This is a genomic window from Halorubrum tibetense (assembly GCF_055396225.1).
The window spans coordinates 3047235-3069161 of record NZ_AP043742.1 but is presented as its reverse complement, the minus strand read 5'-3'; the positions used below and the strand labels follow the sequence as shown (position 1 = coordinate 3069161).

Here is a 21927-nt window from a genome sequence, read left to right as displayed (position 1 = left end):
GGTACGGTCCGTGGATATAAAAGCCCCGTCGCGGGGTAGCGGCGGCCGGTTACAACCCGATCGCCGTTCGGAGCGTCTTCGCGTACAGCCCAGGTGCCTTGCTTCGGGAACCGTTGAGAGCGGCTTCGATCGCCGCCGGCGCGTCGTCATGTACCCCGACACCGTGGCCGACGAGCACTCGGTCCGGTTCCAGCCCGCCGAGCGCGGCCCGGGGCGGGGTCAGTCGGAGCATCGGGTGGACTCCGAGCCGTTCACGGTCGCCGCGGAAGTACGCCGCGGAGCCGAGCGACTCGGGGACCACGAGTGTCTCCCCGTCGAACAGCCCGACCTCCTGCCACGGCGGGAGTGAGGAGTCGCGGATCCGGATCGTCTCGAAGCCGGAGTCGGCCAACCGACGCCCGAACCGGCGCACGGGGGCGTCGATCGCGTCCGCGACGCCCGTCATCCACTCCGGGACGTACACCGGGACGTCGTGTCTGGTCGCGACCTCGGCGGCGTCCCGTTTGTGTCTGTCGAGTCCGACGACGACGCCGGCGACGGAGCCGAACTCCGCGAGCAGCTCGTCCAGTCCCGGCGCGTCAAGGGGGTCGATCACCCACACGTCGTCCGCGTCTCCCTCCTCGTTAGGGACGGCGAGCGCGTGGCTCGCGCGTTCCATCGTCTCGCCGGGATACGCGATCCAGCCGACGCCGTCGTCGAAGCGGTCGATCTCGTGAAGCGACGCTTCACCGTCCTCCTTCAATCCCATGGGCTCCGTTCGAGCGGGAGCCATTTCAACCCGTCTCCCGTTCCGGACCGCGTTCGTAGCGGATAACGTTCGTACCGGTTCACGCCTGTCACCGACCGACGCGCCGCCGTCGTAACAGGCCGACGGCGTGGACCGCCCCGATGTACAGAGCTGCGATGGCGACCGCGAGGGCGATCCGATACCCTGGGCTCGACGGGCCGTACACCGCCGCCAGGAGGTAGGCGGCAGAACCGACGAGAAGCCCGTATCCGACCGTTCTGACTGGTCCCACCTCACCGAGTCGCTGTGGACCGGTCTCCGGCATAGGGGGGTCGACGGTGTCCGCGCGTATATATGAGGTGATCCGAGTCAGCGCACGACGACGAGCGACGGCGGGACCTCCGGTAGCGAGCCGAGTAGCGAGACGACGTAGTGGAGGAACACGCTCAACGCGACGAGCGAGAGGAGGAGGAGGAACACCAGCAGGACGCGCTCGTCGCTCCTGACGAGCGCTCGGGTGTCAGTGACGACGCGTCCACGGACGCGGACATCGCCAACGGGGTCATCGCCGACGGGGTGTCCACAGCCACGGGCGCCGGCAGCTATCCCGTCGCGTTCGGTCTCTCCCCCGTTCATCATCGGACGATAGACCGATCGCGGTTAAGAAAGTCGTGGTCGGTACCGACACCGATCGCCGGGGTTAGTCGTGCTCCGGGGCCGCGGGTCCGGACCGGCCGATCGGCTCCCCGTCTACCGGATCGTCCGGGTTCGCCTCCCGAGCCGCGGCGGGAAGCCCTAGCGACGGGTCGAGCTCCGCGCTCTCGCGGACGTGGACGGTCCCACGATGGACCGCGATGGCGTCCGCGAGATGGAGCCGTACCGCCTCCAGCAGCGCCTCGGCTTCGAGCGGCTGTCCACGGCGTTTGATCTCGGCGACTTCGGCCCCGTCGGGCACGTCGAACGCGCGCTGGGCGATGATCGGTCCCTGATCGAGGTCAGTCGTCACGTAGTGGGAGGTGACGCCCGCGATCCGGACGCCGGCGTCCTTCGCCTGCCGGTACGCCTCCGCGCCGGGGAACGCCGGCAACAGGGAGGGGTGGACGTTGATGATCCGGCCCTCGTAGCGGAAGACGACCTCCGGGGAGAGGATCCGCATGTAGCGGGCTAAGGCGATCAGGTCCACGTCGTACTCCGCGAGCAGGTCCAGCAGCCGCTTCTCGTCGGTGTTGCCGCTCCCGTCGCCGACGTCGTAGAACGGCTTGTCGTACCGTTCGGCGAGCGACCGGAGGTCGCCGCGATTCCCGATCACGACCGGGATCTCCGCCTCCCCGTCGTCGGCGAGCTCGCCGTTCGCCTCGGCTTTCAGCAGCGCTTCGGGAACGTGCGTCTCCTTCGTCACGAGTAGCGCGACGCGTCGGGCTTCACGGTCGCTCGGGAACCGGACCTGGATGTCGACGTCGAGCTCGCGGCCGAGCTCGGCGAGGGCGCGGCGGAGCTCGCCCTTCGACGTCTCCATTTCCGCGGTGTCGACTCGGGTCGTCATCCGGAAAACGCCGTCGCGAACCGCCTGGTCGAGGTCCTCGATGTTGATCCCGCGTTCGAACAACAGCGAGGTGACCCGCGCGATGAGTCCCGTTTCGTCTCCTCCGACGACCGTGATCTCGGTCAGTTCGCGGGTCATGCGCCGATCACCTCCGCCGGTTCGAACGTTGGCATATGGGTACGGAAGCTGCCGGAGGGGTTTGCCCCTTTCGTTCCGGGCCGAGCCTGCCACCCGATCGATCGACCGGTATGTATCCACGAGTATGGATATAAAACCCGTTCCAAAACGGTTTTTACACACGACCCCGCACCGTCGAACGATGAGCGAATTCACCGCGACGGTGACGGTCCGGCTGAAGCGGGGCGTGCTCGACCCGGAGGCCGAGACGACGAAGCAGGCGCTCGAACGGCTCGGGTTCGATCTGTCGGCGCTCCGGTCGGCCGACCGCTTCGAGATCGATTTGGAGGCGACGGACGCCGACGAGGCAGCCGAGCGGGCCGACGAGATGGCCGAACGGCTGCTCGCGAACCCGACGATCCACGACTACGACGTCGCGGTGACGGAGAAATGACGGTCTCGGTCGTCCAGTTCGGGGGGTCGAACTGCGACCGCGACGCGGTGAGAGCCCTCCAGCACCTGGGGATCGACGCCGAGCGCGTCTGGCACGATGACGGACTCCCGGCCGATACGGCGGGGATCGTCCTCCCGGGCGGGTTCTCCTACGGCGACTACCTGCGCGCCGGCGCGATGGCCGCCCGTGCCCCGATCATGCAGGAGGTCCGCGCGGCCGCCGAGGACGGGATCCCGGTGCTCGGCGTCTGTAACGGTGCGCAGATCGGCTCGGAGTCCGGGCTCACCCCCGGCGCGTTCACGACGAACGCCTCCGCGCGCTTCCAGTGTGAGCCGGTTCACCTCCGCGTCGAGCGCGCGGACACCCCGTGGACCGCCGCCTACGACGAGGGCGACGTGATCGAAGTCCCCATCGCGCACGGCGAGGGCCGCTTCGAGATCGACGACGACGCCTACGACGACCTCGTCGACGACGACCGTGTCCTCTTCCGCTACTGTGACGCGGACGGCACCGTCACCGACGCCGCCAACCCCAACGGCTCGACCGGCAACGTCGCGGGCGTCCTCGGCGAGCGCGAGACGGTCGCCGTCCTGATGCCTCACCCCGAGCGCGCGACGCTTCCGGACGTGGCCGACAGTATCGACGGCCAGGGAATCTTGCGGGCGTTCGCCTGACTCGGCCGGTTTGCCCTCCCGTTTGCGGCTCCATCAGCGCTGTCGATCAATGTTATTTATCCGGCCGCTCCGTCTCGCGGGTTCGTTCTGCCTCGATAGTTTCGCGCGACCCACCCATGTCGGCGTCCTCACGTTCCAGCTCGCGTTCCAGTTCCCGCTCGAACTCCGCCTCCGTGAGATCACCCTCCGCGTATCGTCGTTGAAGCCGTTCGATCTTCGTCTCGTCGGGGTCGGCGTTAGTCGTCTCGTTATTGTCCTCCGCCGAAAGTGTACCCGCTACCTGAACGCTAACCACGAGCAGGGCAGCAAGAGTGAGGAGCGTGACAAAGAGGAAGACGATCATCCAGACGCCCATTCCGCCCATCATTCCGGCACCGCCCATCATCGGTGGATCCCTCTGTTTCGGGCGTCGATACCCCTGTCGGCGATCCTATCGTCGTCGGGTTGGTCGCCGATTTGAACGGACTTCGAAACGGGAGTCATGTACGTCGATCACCGGCCCGTATATAAGTTCTCGCGGCTCATTACCGCCTCGTGAAATAGCTCCCATTCGGCGGTGTGTTCGTGCGAGTCGTTCGATCCTTCGCACGAATCACTTAAAAGAGCCAAACCAGCGCCATCTACGACGATTCGCGGACGCCTGTGGAGTCGATGTCAGCTTCGACCGAGAGTGGTGAGCCGTCTGTTTTGTTCGTCCCACTGAGCAACCCTCGCCCCGTTGCGGCCGTTTAAGACCCCTGAGCGACAGGGTCGAATATGAGCGAACAGCAGCCAAAACCCGACGGCGACGCAGCACGTCGTCGGCGTGGGGGCGACGGCGACCGCTTTGCGGGCGAGAAAGACGAAACTCTCAGGAGCCGAGACGTGACCGAGGGCGCGGACCGCGCGCCCCACCGCTCGATGTTTCGCGCGATGGGGTTCGACGACGAGGACCTCTCCTCACCGATCGTGGGCGTGCCGAACCCGGCCGCCGACATCACGCCGTGTAACGTCCATCTCGACGACGTCGCCGACGCGGCGATCGACGGGATCGACGCCGCGGGCGGGATGCCCATCGAGTTCGGGACCGTCACCATCTCCGACGCCATCTCGATGGGGACCGAGGGGATGAAAGCCAGTCTGATCTCCCGGGAAGTGATCGCTGACAGCGTCGAGCTCGTCTCCTTCGGCGAGCGCATGGACGCGCTGGTGACGGTCGCGGGCTGTGACAAGAACCTCCCCGGCATGATGATGGCGGCGATCCGAACCGACCTCCCCTCGGTGTTCTGCTACGGCGGGTCGATCATGCCCGGCCAACACGAGGGCCGCGACGTCACTATCGTCCAAGTGTTCGAGGGGGTCGGCGCGTACGCGGAAGGCGACATGAGCGGCGAGGAGCTCGACGACCTGGAACGGCACGCCTGCCCCGGCGCGGGGTCGTGCGGGGGGATGTTCACGGCGAACACGATGGCGTCCATCTCGGAGGCGCTCGGACTCGCGCCCCTCGGGTCGGCCTCCCCGCCCGCCGAGGACGCGGAGCGCTACGACGTGGCCGAGCGGGCCGGCGAGCTCGTCCTCGACTGTATCGAGAACGATCGCCGTCCCTCGGATATCCTCACGCGGGAGTCGTTCGAGAACGCCATCGCGCTCCAGACCGCGATGGGCGGCTCGACGAACGCAGTGCTCCACCTGCTCGCGCTCGCCGCGGAGGCCGACGTCGACCTCTCGATCGACGACTTCGACGAGATCTCTCGGCGAACGCCGAAGATCGCGAACCTCCAGCCCGGTGGCTCCCGAGTGATGAACGACCTCCACGAGATCGGCGGCGTCCCCGTCGTGATCCGTCGGCTGTTGGAGGCCGACCTGTTCCACGGCGACGCGATGACCGTCACCGGGCGGACGATCGCCGAGGAGATCGCCGAACTGGAGTCGAACGGCGAACTCCCCGACGACGACGGGATCGAGGCGGACTTCCTCTACGCCGTCGACGATCCGAAAGAGGAGGAGGGCGCGATAAAGGTCCTGAAAGGGAACCTCGCACCCGACGGCGCGGTGCTCAAGGTGACCGGTGACGACGCCTTCTATCACGAAGGACCCGCCCGCGTGTTCGAGAACGAGGAGGACGCGATGGAATACGTCCAGTCGGGCGAGATCAGTTCCGGAGACGTCATCGTCATCCGCAACGAGGGACCGACGGGCGGTCCGGGGATGCGCGAGATGCTCGGCGTCACCGCCGCCGTCGTCGGCGCGGGTCACGAGGAAGACGTGGCCCTGCTCACGGACGGACGCTTCTCCGGCGGCACACGCGGACCGATGATCGGGCACGTCGCGCCGGAAGCCGCGGTCGGCGGCCCGATCGGTTTGATCGAGGACGGCGACCACGTGACGGTCGACATCCCGAACCGCGACCTGACGGTCGACCTCTCCGACGACGACCTCGACGAGCGTGCGGAGGGGTGGGAGCGACCGGACCCGCCGTACGACGGCGGCGTGCTCGCGAAGTACTACCGGGACTTCTCCTCGGCCGCGCTCGGTGCGGTAACGAACCCGCGGCTGACCTCGGAGGAGTAGCGGACGCGGTCGTTCGCGAGCTGACGGGCGTACTTGCGCGCCGATCCGGGCCGCGCCGGTCGGACCGGCCGGCCGCGGGGAGTCGGAGTCGAACGGGGAAGGAGGAGCCGGTGAGCTGAGAAACGAGAACAGCGACAGCCATCGAGAGATCCGGGCCGGGTCGGGGGGTCCGCTACTCGCAGTCGGCCGGCACTCCCCCGTCGGTTTCGGCGGTGTGGATCGACTCGGCACGCCAGACGTTGCTGCGGCGGCCCGCCCGCGACAGCTCCAGCTGGACCACTGAGCCGGCCGGGAGGTCGGCCACGGTCTCGCGGGCGCTCTCGTCGGCGTAGTCGACGATGTGGTACGTCTCGTTACGTGGATGTGCACGTACAGTGGCGTGATCGTGATCGTTCTGTTCGGAAATGACGGTGAAGACGTTTGACTTCGTCATTATACTCCGTAATTCTTGGACACCCTACTTCAAGACTTCGTATAGTGAAACGGGGCGTCCGGAAGGAAGTAATAGGGATATAATGGGAATGAAACGACGGATCGATCACACGCGCTGCTGTCAGTGACCCACGACTGAAGCGGTGAGCTTCCTCCTTGTTCCTCTGTGATCCGCCCGCCGAAACCCACTTGCCCGTCTCGCTCCTGGAACCGATAGCACATGGATCCCTGTCACGCGACGCTCGCCGTCGAGACGTGGCGGTTCCGGGAGGCCCACCTCCCGCGCGTTCCGCCGAGCGGCTGGGCGACGACGAACCGACTCCGTGAGGCCGTCTGTCTCGCGGTCGCCAGTGCCGTCGACGGTATCGAAGACGTCGACCCGTTCGAGGGGCCCGCGGCCGAGCGCGAGCGGTTCGACGCGACGGTGACGACCGACGCAGTCGATCACGAACTCGTTCGGGTCGTCTCGGTGGCGACTGAGGGGGCGTCAACGGACGACACATCCGACTCGCCCGCTCCGGACGGCCACGGGGAGGGCTTCGAACAGCGGACCGAACAGTTCGACCTCGATGAAGCGCTCGACCGATTATGACAGACGACGAGTTCGCTCCGGCTGAGGACGGGATCCCGACCGTCTCCTGTAGTCGATGTGGCCGGGACTGGGTGCTCGACCACGAGCTCGACGAGCTACACGCCGGCAACCGGGCCGTCGAACAGTTCGCGCTCGACCACGAGCGGCACACCGGCCATTACCCGGACGACGTGACCCCGTGGATCGTCCGGTGTCAACGGTGTCCAAGCGGCGATCGGTTCCTTTCGGAGCGCCCAGCGCGCCGCTGGGCGACGACCCATGCGAGGCACACGGGACACGATGTCCGTTTGGACGGTCCGGGCGACGCAACGGACGTGACCACTCCCGAGGACGACTCGTAGGTTCGCGAGGTCGGCCTACACGTAGGCACGCGAGCGGGAGGGCGGCTGAGAGGGTCCTCGTGACCCGGGAGGCCGCCACAACCGGTAAATCCCAGTGGTTCGAGGTCCAGCCATGGACGTCGTCGACATCGACCACGTCGCGATCCGCGTGAGTGACCTCGACCGTGCGCTCGCGTTCTATCACGAGCTGCTCGGGCTTCCCGTTCGGGATCGGGACCGGTTCGACGCGGGAGAGGTTCCGTACGTCGCCGTGAAGGCCGGCGGGCGACACATCCATTTGGTCCCGACCGACGAGAACGACATCGCGGTCGGCGGGGAACACCTCTGCCTGCTCGTTCGGTCGGCCGACACGGACTCTCGCGACGAGCTCCGTGACCTGTTGGACCGGCTACGGGACCACGGTGTGCCGATCGAGGAGGGTGAGCCGTACGAGCGATACGGCGCGTACGGCCGCGCCTGGGCGGCGTACGTCCGGGATCCGGACGGCCGACGGGTCGAACTCAAAGTCCACTGATCACGCCGGCGGTCCCGGTTCGCCGACCCGCGCGGTGGAGTCGACCGGGTCCGGTCCGCCGGTGTGATCTCGGAAGGCTGTCACCGAGGAGGCCGACCCTCTCGGCCGCGACGACGACTCCTCGGCTCAGGCGGATCCGGGAGCCGGACAGCTCACCCCGTCGCCGGTTCCCCCGTCGTGTTCGTACCCCAGCGCAGCCGCCACGTCGAGGAGTCCGGCCCCCTGCTGGGTCGCCGGCAGTCCGACGTCCTCGGCCGTCTCGCGCAACCGGTCGGCGGCCACGGACGGTTCGACCCCGTCGGCGATCACCTGTGCGAGCGCGCCGGTGACGTGCGGGGCGGCCATCGACGTTCCACTCAGGCTCTCGTATCCGTCCGGGACCGGCGCACAGACGTCCTCACCCGGAGCCGCGATATCCACGCCGTCGCCCCGGCTCGAGAACCCCGCGAGCTCGTCGTCGATCGTCGTCGCGGAGACGCCGACGAACTCGTCGTACGCGGCGGGATACCCCACCGAGTCCGGCCGTCCCCGGTTGCCGGCGGCGGCCACCGGGACGACGCCCGCTTCGAGCGCGTACTCGCCGGCAGCTTGGAGCGCAGGGGAACGCCGTGGGGTGCCGAGGCTGAGGTTCACCACGTCCCAGTCGTTGTCCGCGGCGTGCTCGATCGCCTTCGCGGCCGCGGAGGTGCGGCACCCTCCGGAACCTCCACACACTTTCAGCGCGTGGAGGGTCGCGTCCGGCGCGACGCCGACCGTCCCGGAACCACCATCGGCGGCCGCGGCCGTCCCCGCGACGTGTGTCCCGTGCCCCGCGTCGTCCGACCACGACTGAGTACACTCGTCGCCCTGACAGTCGACCCACGCCTCGTGGGCGCCCGCGTCCGACGGCGGCGCGAGGTTGTCCGCGAGATCCGGGTGTGTCGCGCTGATCCCGGTGTCGACGATCCCGATATCGACCCCGGCGGCCGTTTTGCCGACTTCGTGCAGCCGTGTCGCGCCGACACGGTCGACGCCCCACGGAACCGTCCGCTCGGGATCCCCGTCGGACGTCGGCGTGTCGACCGTCTCCAGCCAGTGGTCCCGTTGCACGAAGGCGACGTCGTCGCGGGAGCGAAGCGCTTCCGTGCGCGCCTCGGAGAACGTCCCACGGACCAGCTGCCACGGCGTGTGGTCGGTGAGATCTATCCGGAACGAGGGGGTATCGGAGACCGACACGGCGGCGCTGACGCCGTCATCCGACCGGACACCGACGACGTACTGCGACATCCGCTCGTAGACGACCGATCCCGCGGCCAAGGCGAGCGCTCCCGTCCCCGCGCTTCGTAGGAGGTCCCGTCTCGACCACCCCTGATCCGTCATTATCTACCATGAGTGCTTGTGACACATAAATCTGGAGTTCGACCCGGAACCCGGTTCCCGCGTGAAGCGTTCCCTAAGGGCGTCTTTGCGGGCTCACTCCTCCGTCGACTCGCGGACCCGCTCGGCGTCGGCGTTGGCATCGGGGACGGTGCTGGCGTCGGCGTCGGTGCTGGCGTCGGTGTTGACATCGGCGTCGGTGCGAGCGGCCCGATCGCCGGTCGACGAGCGTGTCGCTTGCTCCGGCATCCCACGCGCTTCGGGGGACGCCTGCTCCCTCGGTGACTCGGCTTCCGGGAGCGGCGTCGAGAGGCCCTCCCGGAGGTCGTCGCCGAGGTGGACCCCGAACCCTCCGGCGGCGGCACTGAGCGCGAGCGACACGACCAGTGTTCCCGGCGAGACCGAGCCGAGCGCCGCCGCGCCGCCCGTCACCCCGCCGCCCGGCACACCGGCGGCGGCGAGGATCGCGAGCGTCGCCGTGGCGGCGGCGACGGCACCCGCACGAAGCGGTCGCCCGCTGACGGTAACACCGAGCAGGAACCCCCCCGCGAGCATGCCGAGGAACGTCCCGACGCTCGACGCCGCGGCTACTCCGACGGCCGCGCCGCCGCCGACGAGCGCGAGCGCCCCGACGGTCGTCACGAACGGACGGCTGTGCTCGGAACCGTCGTGCACGCTCGGACCAACGGGTAGCGGTGAGTTGTACCTTTCCCCGGCACGGGATGGAGCCGCGCGGATCAGCACGCCTTTTCCCGTCGACCCCGTTCGGAACCGTATGGACACCAGCAGCGAGGGGGACGGGAGCGCGGGTGGGGTCGCGCTGTTCGTCGACGGCCCGAACGTGTTGCGCGACGAGTTCGACGTCGACCTCGACGACGTTCGAGAGGCCGCGGAGGCGGAGGGGCCGCTCGTGACGACGCGGCTCTACCTCGACGAGCACGCCACGCCGGGGTTGATCCAGGCGGCGGAGGCGCGCGGCTTCGAGGTGATCGTCACCAGCGGCGACGTCGACGTCAAACTGGCCGTCGACGCCAGCCGGTTCGCCGCGGAGGCACGGATGTCGACGCTCGCGATCGCCTCCCGGGACACCGATTTCAAGCCCGTACTGGAGACCGCCAACGGCTACGGGATCCGGACGCTCGCGATCGCTCCGGGGGCGTTCGGCCGGTCGGACGCCCTCCGGAACGCCGCGACCGACTCCGTCACCCTCGACGCCGACGATAGCGACCTGGAGGGCGGGGAGGGAAACGGGCAGTCGGCGGGGACGGACGACGAGATGCCGGCCCCGACCGAAGCAGACGGGACGACGACGGCGACGGTGCGTGGTGGCGATAACGACGACTCAACCGACTGAGATCCCTCGCCGTCAGGAGACTCCGGAGTCTCGGGAGTGCGTTCTCGCTTACCCGTGACCCTCCCTTAGCAGCGGTTTACTCACTCCTCGCCCGACCGATGAACGTCCCGCCGTCGGTCCATCCAACCGTCCCGAACGCGGCCGAGGAGTATGGATCCGAGCCCGCCGATCCCGGCGAGTAGAACCACGATCCCCGCGCCGGCGATGACTGCTCCGAATCGGGCGATCGCGGCGTCAGCCCCGATCCGGGCGTAGCCGACGACCGGGATCGACGCGACCGCCTTGGCGTGAACCCACTCCTCACGGACGACGGGTGAGATCCCCGTACTCTGGTCGTACGCGCCGTTCGCGTCCCCGTACGTCACGTACCCGTCGTGTGCGGCCGGACACGACCGGAGGTCCGTACAGTCGGCGGTGAGCATGGTCGGATCCGCGCGTGTGGTCCAGTCCTCGCCGGCACTCACCTCGAACGCCACGCGGTGGAGGATCGGGCGGTCCGGTTCCGTCGGCGACGTGAACACGACCACGTCGCCGGTTTCGCCCAGTCGCGTCGGCGCGTCTGCCTCGTCGCTCCCGACCACCCCGCCCCGTCGGTCGGTCGCGGCGACGACCACGAGATCGCCGCGCTCGACGCCGGGTGCCATACTGTCGCTCTCGACGGCAACGAACGGCGGCCACGCTCCGCCGGCGGCGACCGCGACCGCGGCAAGGATGGCGACAGCCACCAACGGTCCGAACGGACCGGGACGGGGATCGCTCACGAGACACACGGCGTTCGGGGCGGACTTGAGCGTGTCGGCGTGACGAGACGGGGCGCCGCCCACACGAGTGGTCCGGAATCGAGTCCTGTCATCCCCCGATGGCAAGACCTTAGGTCGGTGCGGGAGAGCTGCCGTCATGACCGATCGGACCCCGCCACTACACGGCGTCCACGAGGGGAGCGGCGCGACGTTCACGGACTTCGGGGGCTGGCAGATGCCCGTCGAGTTCGACTCGATCAGCGAGGAACACGCCGCCGTCCGCGAGGCGGTCGGCGCGTTCGACGTCTCACATATGGGCGAGATCGAGGTGAGCGGCCCGGACGCGACGACGCTGATGAACCGGCTGACGACCAACGACGTGGCCGCGCTCGACCCGGGCGACTCCCAGTACGCGGCGATCACGAACGCGGACGGCGTCATGCTCGACGACACCGTCGTCTACCGACTCCCGGACGGGACGGCCGCGGGGTCGGCGGCCGCGTCGCTTTCGGGGGTCGACGGCGACCTCGACGCGCCGGACGGTGACCCGGCCTACCTCTTCGTGCCGAACGCCGGACACGACGCGGCTACCCTCGACCGCTGGGTCGAGTGCCGGGACGCGAACGGGTTCGACGCCGCCGTCGAGAACACGACGGCTGACTGGGCGATGGTCGCGGTTCAGGGGCCGGACGCGGCCGCGGCGATGACGGCAGCGAGCGACGCGACCGGCGACCGGGTCGTCGACCGCTCGCGGTTCGAGGCGACGACAGCGACCGTCGGCGGCGTCCCGAGCTGGGTCGCTCGGACGGGATACACCGGCGAGGACGGCTTCGAAGTCATGTGCCCCGCGAGTCAGGCCGACGCGGTCTGGTCGGCGTTCGTCGGCGAACCGACGGCCGCACAGCCCTGTGGGCTCGGCGCGCGCGACACCCTCAGAACCGAGATGGGGTTTCTCCTCTCGGGACAGGACTTCGACCCCGAGAGCGAACCACGGACCCCATACGAGGCGGGGATCGGGTTCGTCGTGAAACTCGACACCGAGTTCGTGGGTCGAGACGCGCTCGAAACCCAGCGGGAGTCCGGTGGGCCAACGGAGACGTTTACCGGGATCAAACTCCTCGACCGCGGCGTCCCACGCAACGGCTACGCGGTGACCGACGGCGACCTGACCCGAGTGGGCCACCTCACCTCGGGGACGATGAGCCCGACGCTCGGCGAACCGATCGGGCTGGGGTACCTCCACGAGTCGTACGCCGAACCGGGGACCGAGGTGAGCGTCGTCGTCCGCGGGGACGAGAAGCGCGCCGAGGTCGTCGAGCCGCCGTTCCTCGACCGGTGACTGCGGGAGCCGCCCGACACGCTTAACACCGGAACCCGTCGAAAGGCGTGTAATGAGTACCGACGCGCCGAGCGACGCGGAGTCCGGGTCCGACGCCGAGTCGGCCGCGTTCGTCGCCACGTGTGAGGCGCTCGTCGAGCGGATCCTCGACGGCGAGATCGACCGCGACGACCTCGAGTCCGCCAAGCTCGACGCCTGCTCCGAGTTCTCCTCGCCGAAGGTGCCGAAGAACACGGAGATCCTCGATCACGCACCCGACGAGGCGCGCGACGAGGTGATCGCGGTGGTCCAGCGCAAGCCGGTGCGGACCGCCTCCGGCGTCTCGCCGGTCGCGATCATGACCTCGCCGAAGCTCTGTCCGCACGGCAAGTGTCTCTACTGCCCCGGCGGTCCCGCCTCGGAGTTCTCCTCCGCACAGTCATACACCGGCCACGAGCCCGCCGCGGCCCGCGGGAAACAGAACGACTACGACCCGTACGGACAGGTGACGCTCCGGCTCGAACAGCTCCGCAAGATCGGCCACCCGGTCGACAAGGTCGAGCTGATACTGATGGGCGGGACGATGACGGCGCGCTCACACGACTACCAGGAGTGGTTCGTCAAGCGCGCGCTGCAGGCGATGAACGACTACGACCTCGAGAAGGACCCCGAACCCGCGGAAGGGGAGTCGTTCGCGCCCGCTCCGGACGACGTCGAGTTCGAGTACCTGGAGGACGTGATCGCCGAGAACGAGACGAACCCGATCCGCAACATCGGGACGACGTTCGAGACCAAGCCGGACTGGTGTGACCCCGAACAGATCGACCGGATGCTCGACCTCGGCGGCACCAAAGTCGAGGTCGGCGTCCAGACCACCTACGAACGGATCAATCGCGAGATGCACCGCGGCCACGGCAACGCCGCCTCCCGGGACGCCAACCGCCGGCTTCGCGACGCCGCGTTCAAAGTCGGCTTCCACATGATGCCGGGGCAGCCGGGGATGACGCGGGAGATGTGTCTCGAGGACTTCCGGCAGCTGTTCGAGAATCCCGACTGGCGGCCGGACTACCTGAAGATCTACCCGACTCTCGTCGTCGAGGGGACCCGGGTGTACGACCGATGGCACCGTGACGACTTCGACCCGCTCACCAGCGAGGAGGCGGCCGACCTAGTCGCCGAGATCATGGGGATGATCCCGAAATACACGCGGCTCCAGCGCGTCCAGCGCGACATCCCCGCCGACTTCATCGACGCCGGCGTCCAGAAGTCGAACCTCCGCCAGCTCGCGAGCCAGCGGGCCGCGGACCGGGGGATCACCCAACGGGACATTCGGGCCCGCGAAGTCGGTCACAACGACGACGACCCCGATCCCGATGATGTCGAGCTGGATGTCCTCACTTACGAGGTCGCGGGCGGGACGGAGCGGTTCATCTCCTTCGAGGACCCCGTGCGGGACCTGTTAGTCGGGTTCTGCCGGCTCCGGTTCCCCTCTTTCGCGGACGGGCAGCCGGGGACGCCCGGGACGGAGACGGACGCGATCCGGCCCGAGCTGGCGGACGCCGCGCTCGTCCGCGAACTCCACGTGTACGGTAACGAAGTCGCCATCGGCGCTGAGGGCGACTGGCAACACCAGGGGTACGGCCGTCGGCTGCTCGAACACGCCGAAGAGCTGGCCCGCGAGGCCGGTTTCCGGAAGGTCGCGGTCATCTCCGGGATCGGGGCGCGCGAGTACTACCGGAACGAGCTCGACTACCACCAGGACGGGCCGTACGTGTCGAAGCGGCTGTGATGGGCGGCGTCGGTAGTTCAGTTAATACGTACTTCCATCGCGATGAGGTTCCGCTTGTTCAACACTTATATTCACTCAACCGTATTATGTGTTACCCTGCTTCACGGGGTAGTGTTCAGATAAGCTGATTCCATGCGAATGCGAACGATTTGAGCCACTCGTCAGCAGTTTCTGCTTCGGCGTTGCTGAAACAGTTTGAGAAACAGATAGTTCGTCGTTTTACCTCTCGAAAGACACGTTCGACACTGTTCCGATTTCCATGTCGTTCGTATCTGAAATCGAGGCCATGTTTTTCACAAGCTCGGTGAAGTGGAACCGCGCCATCAACGAGAAAGATCGCGTCATCTACATCGTGTTTTTCGCGGAGTTCTGCGAAAAACTGATCTGCGATCACGTTCGTTCTTGTCGGTTCGAGCTTTGTATGTAGCAGATCGTTTGATTCAGGATCGACGGCAGCGTACAGCCAATATTGTTCATCATCAAGCTGAATCACAGTTTCATCAACCGCAACGTGATTCGGATTCCGACCAGATTCCGGCTGTAGATCGGCCTTATGAACCCAGTTATGAACGGTAGATCGAACCCGATCAACACCGAATACCTCAAGAAAAGAAACAGTATTTGAAAGCGATAATCCAGACAAATGAAGCTGAATACTGAGCTTCATCAACAGCTTCGGTGTTGCTTCTCGCTCCACAAACTCTAAGTTGATCTCGTCTAAACAGCCGCCGAGGCGGTCGTTTTCGGGCATAGATCACTTTGAAAACGCACCGCCTCACCTTTCAATCCTTATCTGAACACCGCCCTTCACGGGGAGAATAACCATGAACATCGGAAGACGCACATTTATCAAAGGAGCCGCCGGTGTGGGAGCGATCGCGACGATCACCGGCCAGGCGTCCGCGGCTGACGGGGCGGTACAGTACATCGTTCGGGCGAACGGGAACGGCACCGCGACGAATCTCACGGATGCGGGGTTCACTGTCCGCCACGAGCTCGCCGAGGGATCGGTCCTCGTCGTGACCGGTCCCGAAGGCGCGGCCGCGGATCTGGCTGCAGTCAGGGGGATCACCGACGCGACCCCGGACGTGAGTGTCGACTTCGACCGTCCGGAGGTCGATGCCGACGCCGACGAGCTCCCGAGCGACGGGGCCGCCCTGTCGGATCTCCAGTGGGATAAGCAGGTAACCGACGTGTTCCCGGCACACGAGTACGCGACCGGTGAAGGCACCAGCGTCGCGATCGTCGACACCGGAATCGACCTCGATCACCCGGACCTCGGAAACGTCAACGAGGAGCTCGGGGAAGCGTTCGTTCTCGACGACGACGTCCCCGAGATCGGCCCGGACGATTCCGGGTTCCACGGGACGCACGTCGCCGGAACGGTCGGCGCGACCGGCGAGGAGGGCGTGGTGGGGACCGCGCCTGACACGGAGCTCGTTCCGATCCGGGTGTTCCCGGCGGATGGTGGAGCGACGTTCGGCGACATCCTCGCGGGGATCGACTACGCCGCCGAGATCGGTGCCGACGCGGCGAACTTCAGCCTCGGGATCCCGGGCGTTCAACAGCCTGATTCGGCGCTGAACCAGCTCAAAGCCGAGATCCAGACCGTGTTCCAGAGCGTGACCCGTCAGGGGACCGCGATCACGGGGAGTGCCGGCAACGACGAAGGTAACCTCCAGGGGAGCGGCTTTACCCTCCCGAACAGCGTTCCAGCAGTGATTACGGTGAGCGCGACCTCGCCCGCGGACACGCTCTCGTTTTACTCGAACTTCGGCACGAGCGACATCGATGTCGGGGCACCGGGCGGTTGGTACGAGACGATCCCACGGACGCTGGGCGAGGAGGGCGAACCGGACGATATCCCGTTCCCGTTGAACGGCGTGCTCTCGACGTGGCCGACCGACCTGGAGTCGTCGGTCGGGCTGCCGGGGTACGACTTCATCTCCGGTACGTCGATGGCCGCGCCGCAGGTCGCCGGACTCGTCGCGCTGGTCCGCGAGCTCGACCCCGACGCGAACGCGAACCAGGTCGAGCGCGCGATCAAACAGGGTGCGGAGCTCGCGAACGGCCGCAGCGATCCGGAGCTCGGTGCCGGCCGCATCAACGCCTTACGGACGGTCGAAGCGATCGCGGACGACGACTGATCGGGTGCCGATCGGAGGGACCGCTCGCTCCCGCCCTACAACGACACGCCTTTTTCCGGCCCGCTCGTCTCCGTTGGGTATGGACCAGAAGCGGGAGCTGTCGAGCATCGACCTCGGCGCGCTCGTCACCGAGTTCGGTCGGTACGAGGGCGCGAAGGTCGACAAGGCGTATCTCTACGACGACGACCTGCTCCGGCTGAAGCTCCGCGACTTCGATCACGGTCGGGTCGAGCTCATGATCGAGGTCGGGGATATCAAACGGGCCCACGTCGCGGACCCCGAACACGTCGCGGACGCGCCGGGTCGCCCGCCGAACTTCGCGAAGATGCTACGGAACCGGCTCTCCGGGGCAGACTTCGCCGGCGTCACGCAGTACGAGTTCGACCGCATCCTCTCCTTCGAGTTCGAGCGGGAGGACGAGAACACGACGCTCGTCGCGGAGCTGTTCGGCCAGGGCAACGTCGCGGCCCTCGACGAGACGGGCGAGGTGGTCGGGTCGCTGTCGACGGTGCGGCTCAAGTCGCGGACCGTCGCGCCCGGCGCACAGTACGAGTACCCGGCGTCGCGGCTCAATCCGCTCGACGTGAGTCTCGACGGGTTCAAACGACACATGCGGGAGTCCGACAGCGACGTGGTGCGGACGCTCGCGACCCAGCTCAATCTCGGCGGCCTGTACGCCGAGGAGGTGTGTACCCGTGCGGGCGTCGAGAAGGAGACGCCGGTCGGGGAAGCCACCGACGACCAGCTCCGCGACCTCCACGAGGCGCTCGAACGACTGGGCGAGCGGTTACGATCCGGCGACATCGACCCGCGCGTGTACGAAGAGCGGCTCGACAGCAGTGATGGCGGCGACGAGACCGACCGCGACCCGCGCGTCGTCGACGTCACCCCCTTCCCGCTCTCGGAGAACGAGGGGCTCCCGAGCGTCGGCTTCGACTCCTTCAACGCCGCCGTCGACGAGTACTTTTATCGGCTCGGCCGGGAGGCCACCGACGCCGGGGAGGCCCCCGCCGACGCCAGCCCGTCCCGTCCGGATTTCGAGGCGGAGATCGCCAAACAGGAGCGGATCATCGAACAGCAGCAGGGGGCGATCGAGGGGTTCGAAGAGCAGGCGGAGCGGGAACGCGAGCGCGCGGAGCTCGTGTACGCCCACTACGACCTCGTCGACGAGGTGCTCTCGACGGTCCGGAAAGCCCGCGAGAACGACGTGTCCTGGGACGAGATCCGCGAGACGCTGGAGGCCGGCGCCGATCAAGGGATCGCGGCGGCCGAGGCCGTCGTCGATGTCGACGGCGGGAACGGATCGGTGACGGTCGCACTCGAGACAGACGCGGGTGGTGAGGGCGCGGGAGATGCGGGCGACAGCGGGGACGGCGGGGCCGCCGACACCGTTCGCGTCGAGCTGGACGCGAGCACCGGCGTTGAGGTGAACGCGGACCGGCTGTATCAGGAGGCAAAACGGATCGAGGGGAAAAAAGAGGGGGCACAGGAGGCGATCGAGTCGACCCGCGCCGAGCTGGCGGCCGTCAAGGAACGGAAAGCCGAGTGGGAGGCCGCCGAGGAGGGGGACGACGGGGCCGCAGCGGAGGACGACGAGGAGGACGAGACGTACGAGACCGACTGGCTCTCCCGCCCGTCGATACCGATCCGGAGCCCGGACGACTGGTACAAGCGGTTCCGGTGGTTCCACACTTCGGACGGCTACCTCGTCATCGGGGGACGCAACGCTGACCAGAACGAGGAGCTGGTGAAGAAGTACATGGGGAACCACGACCGGTTCTTCCACACCCAGGCCCACGGCGGCCCGGTCACGCTGTTGAAGGCGGCCGGCCCCTCGGAGTCGGCGGACCCCGTCGACTGGGACGACTCGACGCTGCGGGAGGCCGCGCAGTTCGCGGTGTCGTACTCCTCCGACTGGAAGGACGGCCGTGGCGCGGGCGACGCGTACATGGTCGAGCCCGACCAAGTGTCGAAGACGCCGGAGAGCGGCGAGTACATCGAGAAAGGGAGCTTCGTGATCCGCGGCGAGCGGACGTACTTCGAGGACGTCCCCTGTCGGGTCGCCGTCGGGGTCCAGTGCGAGCCGGTCACCCGGGCGATCGGGGGACCACCGTCGGCGATCGTCGACCGCGCGGCCACGTCGGTGACGCTCGAACCCGGGATGTACGCACAAAACGACGCCGCGATGATGGTGTACCGCGAACTGAAAGAACGCTTCGCGGACCAGTCGTTCGTCCGAAAAGTGGCGAGCGCCGACCAGCTCCAAGAGTTCCTCCCGTCGGGCGGGTCGGCGATCGTCGACTGATCGGTCGATACTCTGTTGGACGCGGTCGTCGGACGTAGCCGTCGGATGCAGCCGTCAGATGCAACCGTCGGATGCGGCCGTCGGATCGCGGGTCCACTCCTCGGGAGAGCGCGACGTTTTCAAGCGTCGGTCGCCGAGTGGGCGTATGAGTCTCGAATCGCTCCCGGACGGGTGGCAGGTGTGGAACCGGGAGCCCAGCGGCCGGGTCATCCTCACGTTCCGACCCGACGCCTTCGGCGACGACCTCCCGGACGCGTGCCTGCCGACGATCTACCTGACGAACGGCTCGCGGCGGGCACGGCCCGGGGCGGGCCAGTACGCGACCGACGAGTGGCACGTCGTCCTGTTCTTGGAACCCGAGGTGGAGGCGCTCGCGGAGACGTACGACGACCGCGACGATGCCGTCGTAGCCGCCGTCGACGCCGCCGCCAGGTTCGCTGACGGCGACGTGGACTACCGGGCGGCGTACCAAGTGCCACGGGAAGCGTACTTCGCGCGGCTGGACGAGCTGGTCGGGGAGTCGACTGACTGACCTCCCCATCCACGATCGTGGATCGATACGGCAACTGAACCGGTGAGAACGCCACGAACACGAGGGTTTTTATTCACGCCTCGCGCAGAACCGGCCATGCAATCCGGTGGGGACCACGCCGACGACGAGCCGCGGGAGAAGTGCGGCGTCGTGGGCGTCTCTCTCGCGGAACGACCGGCCGCACGGCCGCTGTACTACGCGCTGTACGCGCTCCAACACCGCGGCCAGGAGTCGGCGGGGATCGTCACGCACGACGGCTTCCAACAGCACAGCCACGTCGCGCGCGGGCTCGTCGGCGACGCGTTCGAGGCGGGGGACCTGGAGTCGCTCGCTGGGTCGACCGGGATCGGCCACGTCCGCTACCCGACCGCCGGGAGCTTGGACAAGAGCTGTGCACAACCGTTCTCCGTCTCGTTCAAGTCCGGCTCCTTGGGGCTCTCACACAACGGGAACCTCGTGAACGCCGACGAGGTGCGCGCGGAGCTCGCCGCGGCCGGCCACGCGTTCACCTCCGACGGCGACACCGAGGTGATCGCCCACGACCTCGCACGGAACCTCTTGGAGGAGGACCTCGTCCGCGCGGTGAAACACACCATGCAGCGGATCCACGGCTCCTACTCGCTGACGATCACGCACGACGACACCGTGTTGGGGCTCCGTGACCCCATGGGGAACCGGCCGCTGTGTCTGGGGGAGCTCGAGGACGGCTACGTCATCGCCAGCGAGTCGGCCGCTATCGACACCCTCGACGGCGACCTGATCCGCGACGTCCGCCCCGGCGAGCTCGTCGTGTTGGAGCCCGACGGTTCCGGGTACGACTCCTATCAGCTCGTCGAGAACGACGCCACCGCCCACTGTTTCTTCGAACACGTCTACTTCGCGCGTCCCGACTCCGTCATCGACGACTCGCTCGTGTACGAGGTCCGTCGCGAGCTCGGCCGGCAGCTCTGGGCGGAGTCCGGCGTCGAGACGGACGTCGTGATGCCCGTGCCCGACTCCGGACGGGCGTTCGCCTCCGGCTACGCCGACGCGGCCGCCGAGACCGACGCCGACGGGGCTCCCCGACCCGATGACGAGGCGGGGATCGAGTTCGCGGAGGGGTTGATGAAGAACCGGTACGTCGGCCGGACGTTCATCATGCCGACGCAGGACGAACGCGAGCGCGCGGTCCGGCTGAAGCTGAACCCGATCCGGTCGACGGTAGAGGGCAAGACCGTCACGATCATCGACGACTCGATCGTCCGTGGGACCACGTCGACCCAGCTCGTCGAGCTGGTTCGGGAGGCGGGCGCGGAGGAGGTTCACCTCCGGATCGGTGCGCCGCCCATCGTCGCCCCCTGCTACTTCGGCATCGACATGGCGACCCGCGAGGAGCTGATCGCGGCGGACGCGTCGACCGCGGAGATCCGCGATACAGTCGGCGCGGACTCGCTGTCGTACCTCTCGATCGATGCGGTCGCGGCCGCGCTGGAGTCGAGCCGCGCGGATCTCTGTCTCGGCTGTGTGACCGGCGAGTACCCGTTCGACGTCGAGGGGGAGGAGACGGATCGGTCAATCGACGCCCCGTCTCCGGACGCGCCGACGGCGGCCGACGATTGACGCGTGGCGTGGATCGATGCCGAGCATCGCCTGACAGCGCTCGCCGACGGGTGACGAACGACGACTGACGGCGGGTATCGGCTACAACGGAATTCGGTTGGCGCTGCCGCAGGTCTCCGCCCAGAGCCCGAAATCAGCCGATACCGATCCCACCCCGTGCGAACCGTATCGGGACCTTAAATACGCGCACCACACGAGAGTGCCGTATGAGTTCGAACGTCCAGGACGCGTCGATGAGTCGTCGCGGGCTTCTCCGGACCGGCACGGCGGGTGTCGCGGCCGCCGCGGGACTCGCCGCGGGGAGCGGGAGCGCCGCCGCCGCGTACGACGGCTGGCTCGACGACGTGGACAACTACGACGGCACGCACGACTATCGCGGCGAGGACGAGGTTCACGTCAATGTCGGCGCGGGCGAGAACGGCCTGCGATTCGGCCCCGCGGCGATCCTGATCGACCCGGGGACCACCGTCGTCTGGGAGTGGACCGGCGAGGGTGGCGGCCACAACGTCGTCGAGGATGACGACGGCGTCTTCGACAGCGGGGACCCGGTCGGCGAGGCCGGCGAAGTGTTCGAGTACACGTTCGACGACGCCGCGGAGGGCGACACGTTCAACTACGTCTGTACGCCCCACGAGGCCGTCGGCATGAAGGGTGCCGTCGCGATCGGCGACATCGACGACGAGATCGTCGAGGTCGAAGGAGGCGCGGACGGGGCCGACCGGATCCTCTCTCCAGAGGATATCGGGGCGCTCGCGCTCGCCCTCGGGTTCGCCGGTGCCCTGCTCGTGCCGCTGTTCTACGCGGCCCATCGGAAGGCGCAACACGACCGGTAACCCGAGACGC

General features: G+C 67.7%; 24 protein-coding genes. 14 read left to right on the top strand and 10 right to left on the bottom strand.

All coding sequences use genetic code 11. The features are described from left to right. Positions 1-49: 49 nt before the first annotated feature. From ACZ5TV_RS15180 to ACZ5TV_RS15165, 4 genes are all read right to left on the bottom strand, one after another. Positions 50-748 (bottom strand): hypothetical protein, encoded by a 699-nt coding sequence (locus ACZ5TV_RS15180; RefSeq protein WP_379778418.1) that lies wholly within the window; start codon positions 746-748, stop codon positions 50-52. A gap of 88 nt (positions 749-836) precedes the next feature. Further along, the gene (locus ACZ5TV_RS15175) at positions 837-1052 is read right to left on the bottom strand and encodes a hypothetical protein (RefSeq protein ID WP_379778420.1); all 216 of its coding nucleotides are present in this window, start codon (positions 1050-1052) and stop codon (positions 837-839) included. Between the two features lie 44 nt (positions 1053-1096). Continuing rightward, positions 1097-1366 (bottom strand): hypothetical protein, encoded by a 270-nt coding sequence (locus ACZ5TV_RS15170; RefSeq protein ID WP_464383957.1) that lies wholly within the window; start codon positions 1364-1366, stop codon positions 1097-1099. Between the two features lie 61 nt (positions 1367-1427). Continuing rightward, the gene (locus ACZ5TV_RS15165; RefSeq protein WP_379778424.1) at positions 1428-2408 is read right to left on the bottom strand and encodes a formyltetrahydrofolate deformylase; all 981 of its coding nucleotides are present in this window, start codon (positions 2406-2408) and stop codon (positions 1428-1430) included. Positions 2409-2589: 181 nt separating this feature from the next. Between ACZ5TV_RS15165 and purS the strand changes: the two genes are divergently transcribed. Both purS and purQ read left to right on the top strand, forming a co-directional pair. Further along, positions 2590-2841 (top strand): phosphoribosylformylglycinamidine synthase subunit PurS, encoded by a 252-nt coding sequence (gene purS, locus ACZ5TV_RS15160; protein WP_379778426.1) that lies wholly within the window; start codon positions 2590-2592, stop codon positions 2839-2841. Beyond that, complete coding sequence (purQ, locus tag ACZ5TV_RS15155; protein WP_379778428.1) at positions 2838-3515, top strand: phosphoribosylformylglycinamidine synthase I; 678 nt, start codon at positions 2838-2840, stop codon at positions 3513-3515. The genes purS and purQ overlap by 4 nt, the downstream gene beginning before the upstream one ends. Positions 3516-3567: 52 nt before the next feature. On the opposite strand, the gene ACZ5TV_RS15150 is transcribed toward purQ, so the two are convergent. Continuing rightward, entirely contained in the window at positions 3568-3900 is a 333-nt protein-coding gene (locus ACZ5TV_RS15150; protein WP_379778430.1) for an SHOCT domain-containing protein, read from the bottom strand. A gap of 371 nt (positions 3901-4271) precedes the next feature. Between ACZ5TV_RS15150 and ilvD the strand changes: the two genes are divergently transcribed. Continuing rightward, the gene (gene ilvD / locus ACZ5TV_RS15145) at positions 4272-6065 is read left to right on the top strand and encodes a dihydroxy-acid dehydratase (protein ID WP_379778432.1); all 1794 of its coding nucleotides are present in this window, start codon (positions 4272-4274) and stop codon (positions 6063-6065) included. 172 nt (positions 6066-6237) lie between these two features. Here ilvD and ACZ5TV_RS15140 read toward each other — a convergent pair whose 3' ends face one another. Further along, complete coding sequence (locus ACZ5TV_RS15140) at positions 6238-6498, bottom strand: hypothetical protein (RefSeq protein WP_379778434.1); 261 nt, start codon at positions 6496-6498, stop codon at positions 6238-6240. Positions 6499-6717: 219 nt separating this feature from the next. Here ACZ5TV_RS15140 and ACZ5TV_RS15135 point away from each other — a divergent pair, with 219 nt between their 5' ends. From ACZ5TV_RS15135 to ACZ5TV_RS15125, 3 genes are all read left to right on the top strand, one after another. Then, the gene (locus ACZ5TV_RS15135; RefSeq protein ID WP_379778436.1) at positions 6718-7089 is read left to right on the top strand and encodes a hypothetical protein; all 372 of its coding nucleotides are present in this window, start codon (positions 6718-6720) and stop codon (positions 7087-7089) included. Next, complete coding sequence (locus tag ACZ5TV_RS15130) at positions 7086-7430, top strand: hypothetical protein (RefSeq protein ID WP_379778438.1); 345 nt, start codon at positions 7086-7088, stop codon at positions 7428-7430. The genes ACZ5TV_RS15135 and ACZ5TV_RS15130 overlap by 4 nt, the downstream gene beginning before the upstream one ends. Positions 7431-7542: 112 nt before the next feature. Beyond that, on the top strand, positions 7543-7944 hold the full coding sequence (locus tag ACZ5TV_RS15125; protein WP_379778440.1) for a VOC family protein: 402 nt from the start codon (positions 7543-7545) through the stop codon (positions 7942-7944). A gap of 126 nt (positions 7945-8070) precedes the next feature. Here ACZ5TV_RS15125 and ACZ5TV_RS15120 read toward each other — a convergent pair whose 3' ends face one another. Both ACZ5TV_RS15120 and ACZ5TV_RS15115 read right to left on the bottom strand, forming a co-directional pair. Further along, positions 8071-9303, bottom strand: a complete 1233-nt coding sequence (locus tag ACZ5TV_RS15120; RefSeq protein WP_379778442.1) for a S8 family serine peptidase — start codon at positions 9301-9303, stop codon at positions 8071-8073. A gap of 93 nt (positions 9304-9396) precedes the next feature. Beyond that, a complete protein-coding gene (locus ACZ5TV_RS15115) occupies positions 9397-9975 on the bottom strand; it encodes a hypothetical protein (RefSeq protein ID WP_464383956.1) in 579 nt (192 codons plus the stop codon). Positions 9976-10075: 100 nt separating this feature from the next. Between ACZ5TV_RS15115 and ACZ5TV_RS15110 the strand changes: the two genes are divergently transcribed. Then, positions 10076-10654 carry an NYN domain-containing protein gene (locus ACZ5TV_RS15110; protein ID WP_379783397.1) on the top strand — a complete coding sequence of 193 codons (579 nt, stop codon included), beginning with the start codon at positions 10076-10078 and terminating at the stop codon, positions 10652-10654. An 80-nt stretch (positions 10655-10734) separates the two neighbouring features. Here ACZ5TV_RS15110 and ACZ5TV_RS15105 read toward each other — a convergent pair whose 3' ends face one another. Next, entirely contained in the window at positions 10735-11415 is a 681-nt protein-coding gene (locus ACZ5TV_RS15105) for a S26 family signal peptidase (RefSeq protein ID WP_379783399.1), read from the bottom strand. Between the two features lie 136 nt (positions 11416-11551). On the opposite strand from ACZ5TV_RS15105, the gene gcvT reads away from it, so the two are divergent. After that, positions 11552-12733 carry a glycine cleavage system aminomethyltransferase GcvT gene (gcvT, locus tag ACZ5TV_RS15100; protein WP_464383955.1) on the top strand — a complete coding sequence of 394 codons (1182 nt, stop codon included), beginning with the start codon at positions 11552-11554 and terminating at the stop codon, positions 12731-12733. Between the two features lie 52 nt (positions 12734-12785). Continuing rightward, on the top strand, positions 12786-14501 hold the full coding sequence (locus tag ACZ5TV_RS15095; RefSeq protein WP_379783248.1) for a tRNA uridine(34) 5-carboxymethylaminomethyl modification radical SAM/GNAT enzyme Elp3: 1716 nt from the start codon (positions 12786-12788) through the stop codon (positions 14499-14501). Between the two features lie 115 nt (positions 14502-14616). Here the strand turns inward: ACZ5TV_RS15095 and ACZ5TV_RS15090 are convergent, their stop codons facing one another. Further along, positions 14617-15252: an IS6 family transposase gene (locus ACZ5TV_RS15090; RefSeq protein WP_379784111.1), complete on the bottom strand. Its 636-nt coding sequence runs from the start codon at positions 15250-15252 to the stop codon at positions 14617-14619. A 115-nt stretch (positions 15253-15367) separates the two neighbouring features. Between ACZ5TV_RS15090 and ACZ5TV_RS15085 the strand changes: the two genes are divergently transcribed. The 5 genes from ACZ5TV_RS15085 (at position 15368) to ACZ5TV_RS15065 (ending at position 21917) form a co-directional block, all read left to right on the top strand. Next, positions 15368-16648: a S8 family peptidase gene (locus ACZ5TV_RS15085; RefSeq protein ID WP_379779900.1), complete on the top strand. Its 1281-nt coding sequence runs from the start codon at positions 15368-15370 to the stop codon at positions 16646-16648. Between the two features lie 79 nt (positions 16649-16727). Next, positions 16728-18953, top strand: coding sequence for a ribosome rescue protein RqcH (rqcH, locus tag ACZ5TV_RS15080; RefSeq protein WP_379779902.1), 2226 nt, complete (start codon positions 16728-16730; stop codon positions 18951-18953). A 145-nt stretch (positions 18954-19098) separates the two neighbouring features. Then, the gene (locus ACZ5TV_RS15075; RefSeq protein ID WP_379779904.1) at positions 19099-19485 is read left to right on the top strand and encodes a DUF5820 family protein; all 387 of its coding nucleotides are present in this window, start codon (positions 19099-19101) and stop codon (positions 19483-19485) included. A gap of 96 nt (positions 19486-19581) precedes the next feature. Then, entirely contained in the window at positions 19582-21084 is a 1503-nt protein-coding gene (gene purF, locus ACZ5TV_RS15070; RefSeq protein ID WP_379779906.1) for an amidophosphoribosyltransferase, read from the top strand. A gap of 206 nt (positions 21085-21290) precedes the next feature. After that, a complete protein-coding gene (locus ACZ5TV_RS15065; RefSeq protein ID WP_379779908.1) occupies positions 21291-21917 on the top strand; it encodes a halocyanin domain-containing protein in 627 nt (208 codons plus the stop codon). Positions 21918-21927: the final 10 nt, after the last annotated feature.

Bases quoted from the DNA above. Each gene is read 5' to 3' on its own strand.
- ACZ5TV_RS15180 (WP_379778418.1), bottom strand. From the start codon at position 748: ATGGGATTGAAGGAGGACGGTGAAGCGTCGCTTCACGAGATCGACCGC.
- ACZ5TV_RS15175 (WP_379778420.1), bottom strand. From the start codon at position 1,052: ATGCCGGAGACCGGTCCACAGCGACTCGGTGAGGTGGGACCAGTCAGA.
- ACZ5TV_RS15170 (WP_464383957.1), bottom strand. From the start codon at position 1,366: ATGATGAACGGGGGAGAGACCGAACGCGACGGGATAGCTGCCGGCGCC.
- ACZ5TV_RS15165 (WP_379778424.1), bottom strand. From the start codon at position 2,408: ATGACCCGCGAACTGACCGAGATCACGGTCGTCGGAGGAGACGAAACG.
- purS (WP_379778426.1), top strand. From the start codon at position 2,590: ATGAGCGAATTCACCGCGACGGTGACGGTCCGGCTGAAGCGGGGCGTG.
- purQ (WP_379778428.1), top strand. From the start codon at position 2,838: ATGACGGTCTCGGTCGTCCAGTTCGGGGGGTCGAACTGCGACCGCGAC.
- ACZ5TV_RS15150 (WP_379778430.1), bottom strand. From the start codon at position 3,900: ATGATGGGCGGTGCCGGAATGATGGGCGGAATGGGCGTCTGGATGATC.
- ilvD (WP_379778432.1), top strand. From the start codon at position 4,272: ATGAGCGAACAGCAGCCAAAACCCGACGGCGACGCAGCACGTCGTCGG.
- ACZ5TV_RS15140 (WP_379778434.1), bottom strand. From the start codon at position 6,498: ATGACGAAGTCAAACGTCTTCACCGTCATTTCCGAACAGAACGATCAC.
- ACZ5TV_RS15135 (WP_379778436.1), top strand. From the start codon at position 6,718: ATGGATCCCTGTCACGCGACGCTCGCCGTCGAGACGTGGCGGTTCCGG.
- ACZ5TV_RS15130 (WP_379778438.1), top strand. From the start codon at position 7,086: ATGACAGACGACGAGTTCGCTCCGGCTGAGGACGGGATCCCGACCGTC.
- ACZ5TV_RS15125 (WP_379778440.1), top strand. From the start codon at position 7,543: ATGGACGTCGTCGACATCGACCACGTCGCGATCCGCGTGAGTGACCTC.
- ACZ5TV_RS15120 (WP_379778442.1), bottom strand. From the start codon at position 9,303: ATGACGGATCAGGGGTGGTCGAGACGGGACCTCCTACGAAGCGCGGGG.
- ACZ5TV_RS15110 (WP_379783397.1), top strand. From the start codon at position 10,076: ATGGACACCAGCAGCGAGGGGGACGGGAGCGCGGGTGGGGTCGCGCTG.
- gcvT (WP_464383955.1), top strand. From the start codon at position 11,552: ATGACCGATCGGACCCCGCCACTACACGGCGTCCACGAGGGGAGCGGC.
- ACZ5TV_RS15095 (WP_379783248.1), top strand. From the start codon at position 12,786: ATGAGTACCGACGCGCCGAGCGACGCGGAGTCCGGGTCCGACGCCGAG.
- ACZ5TV_RS15090 (WP_379784111.1), bottom strand. From the start codon at position 15,252: ATGCCCGAAAACGACCGCCTCGGCGGCTGTTTAGACGAGATCAACTTA.
- rqcH (WP_379779902.1), top strand. From the start codon at position 16,728: ATGGACCAGAAGCGGGAGCTGTCGAGCATCGACCTCGGCGCGCTCGTC.
- ACZ5TV_RS15075 (WP_379779904.1), top strand. From the start codon at position 19,099: ATGAGTCTCGAATCGCTCCCGGACGGGTGGCAGGTGTGGAACCGGGAG.
- purF (WP_379779906.1), top strand. From the start codon at position 19,582: ATGCAATCCGGTGGGGACCACGCCGACGACGAGCCGCGGGAGAAGTGC.
- ACZ5TV_RS15065 (WP_379779908.1), top strand. From the start codon at position 21,291: ATGAGTTCGAACGTCCAGGACGCGTCGATGAGTCGTCGCGGGCTTCTC.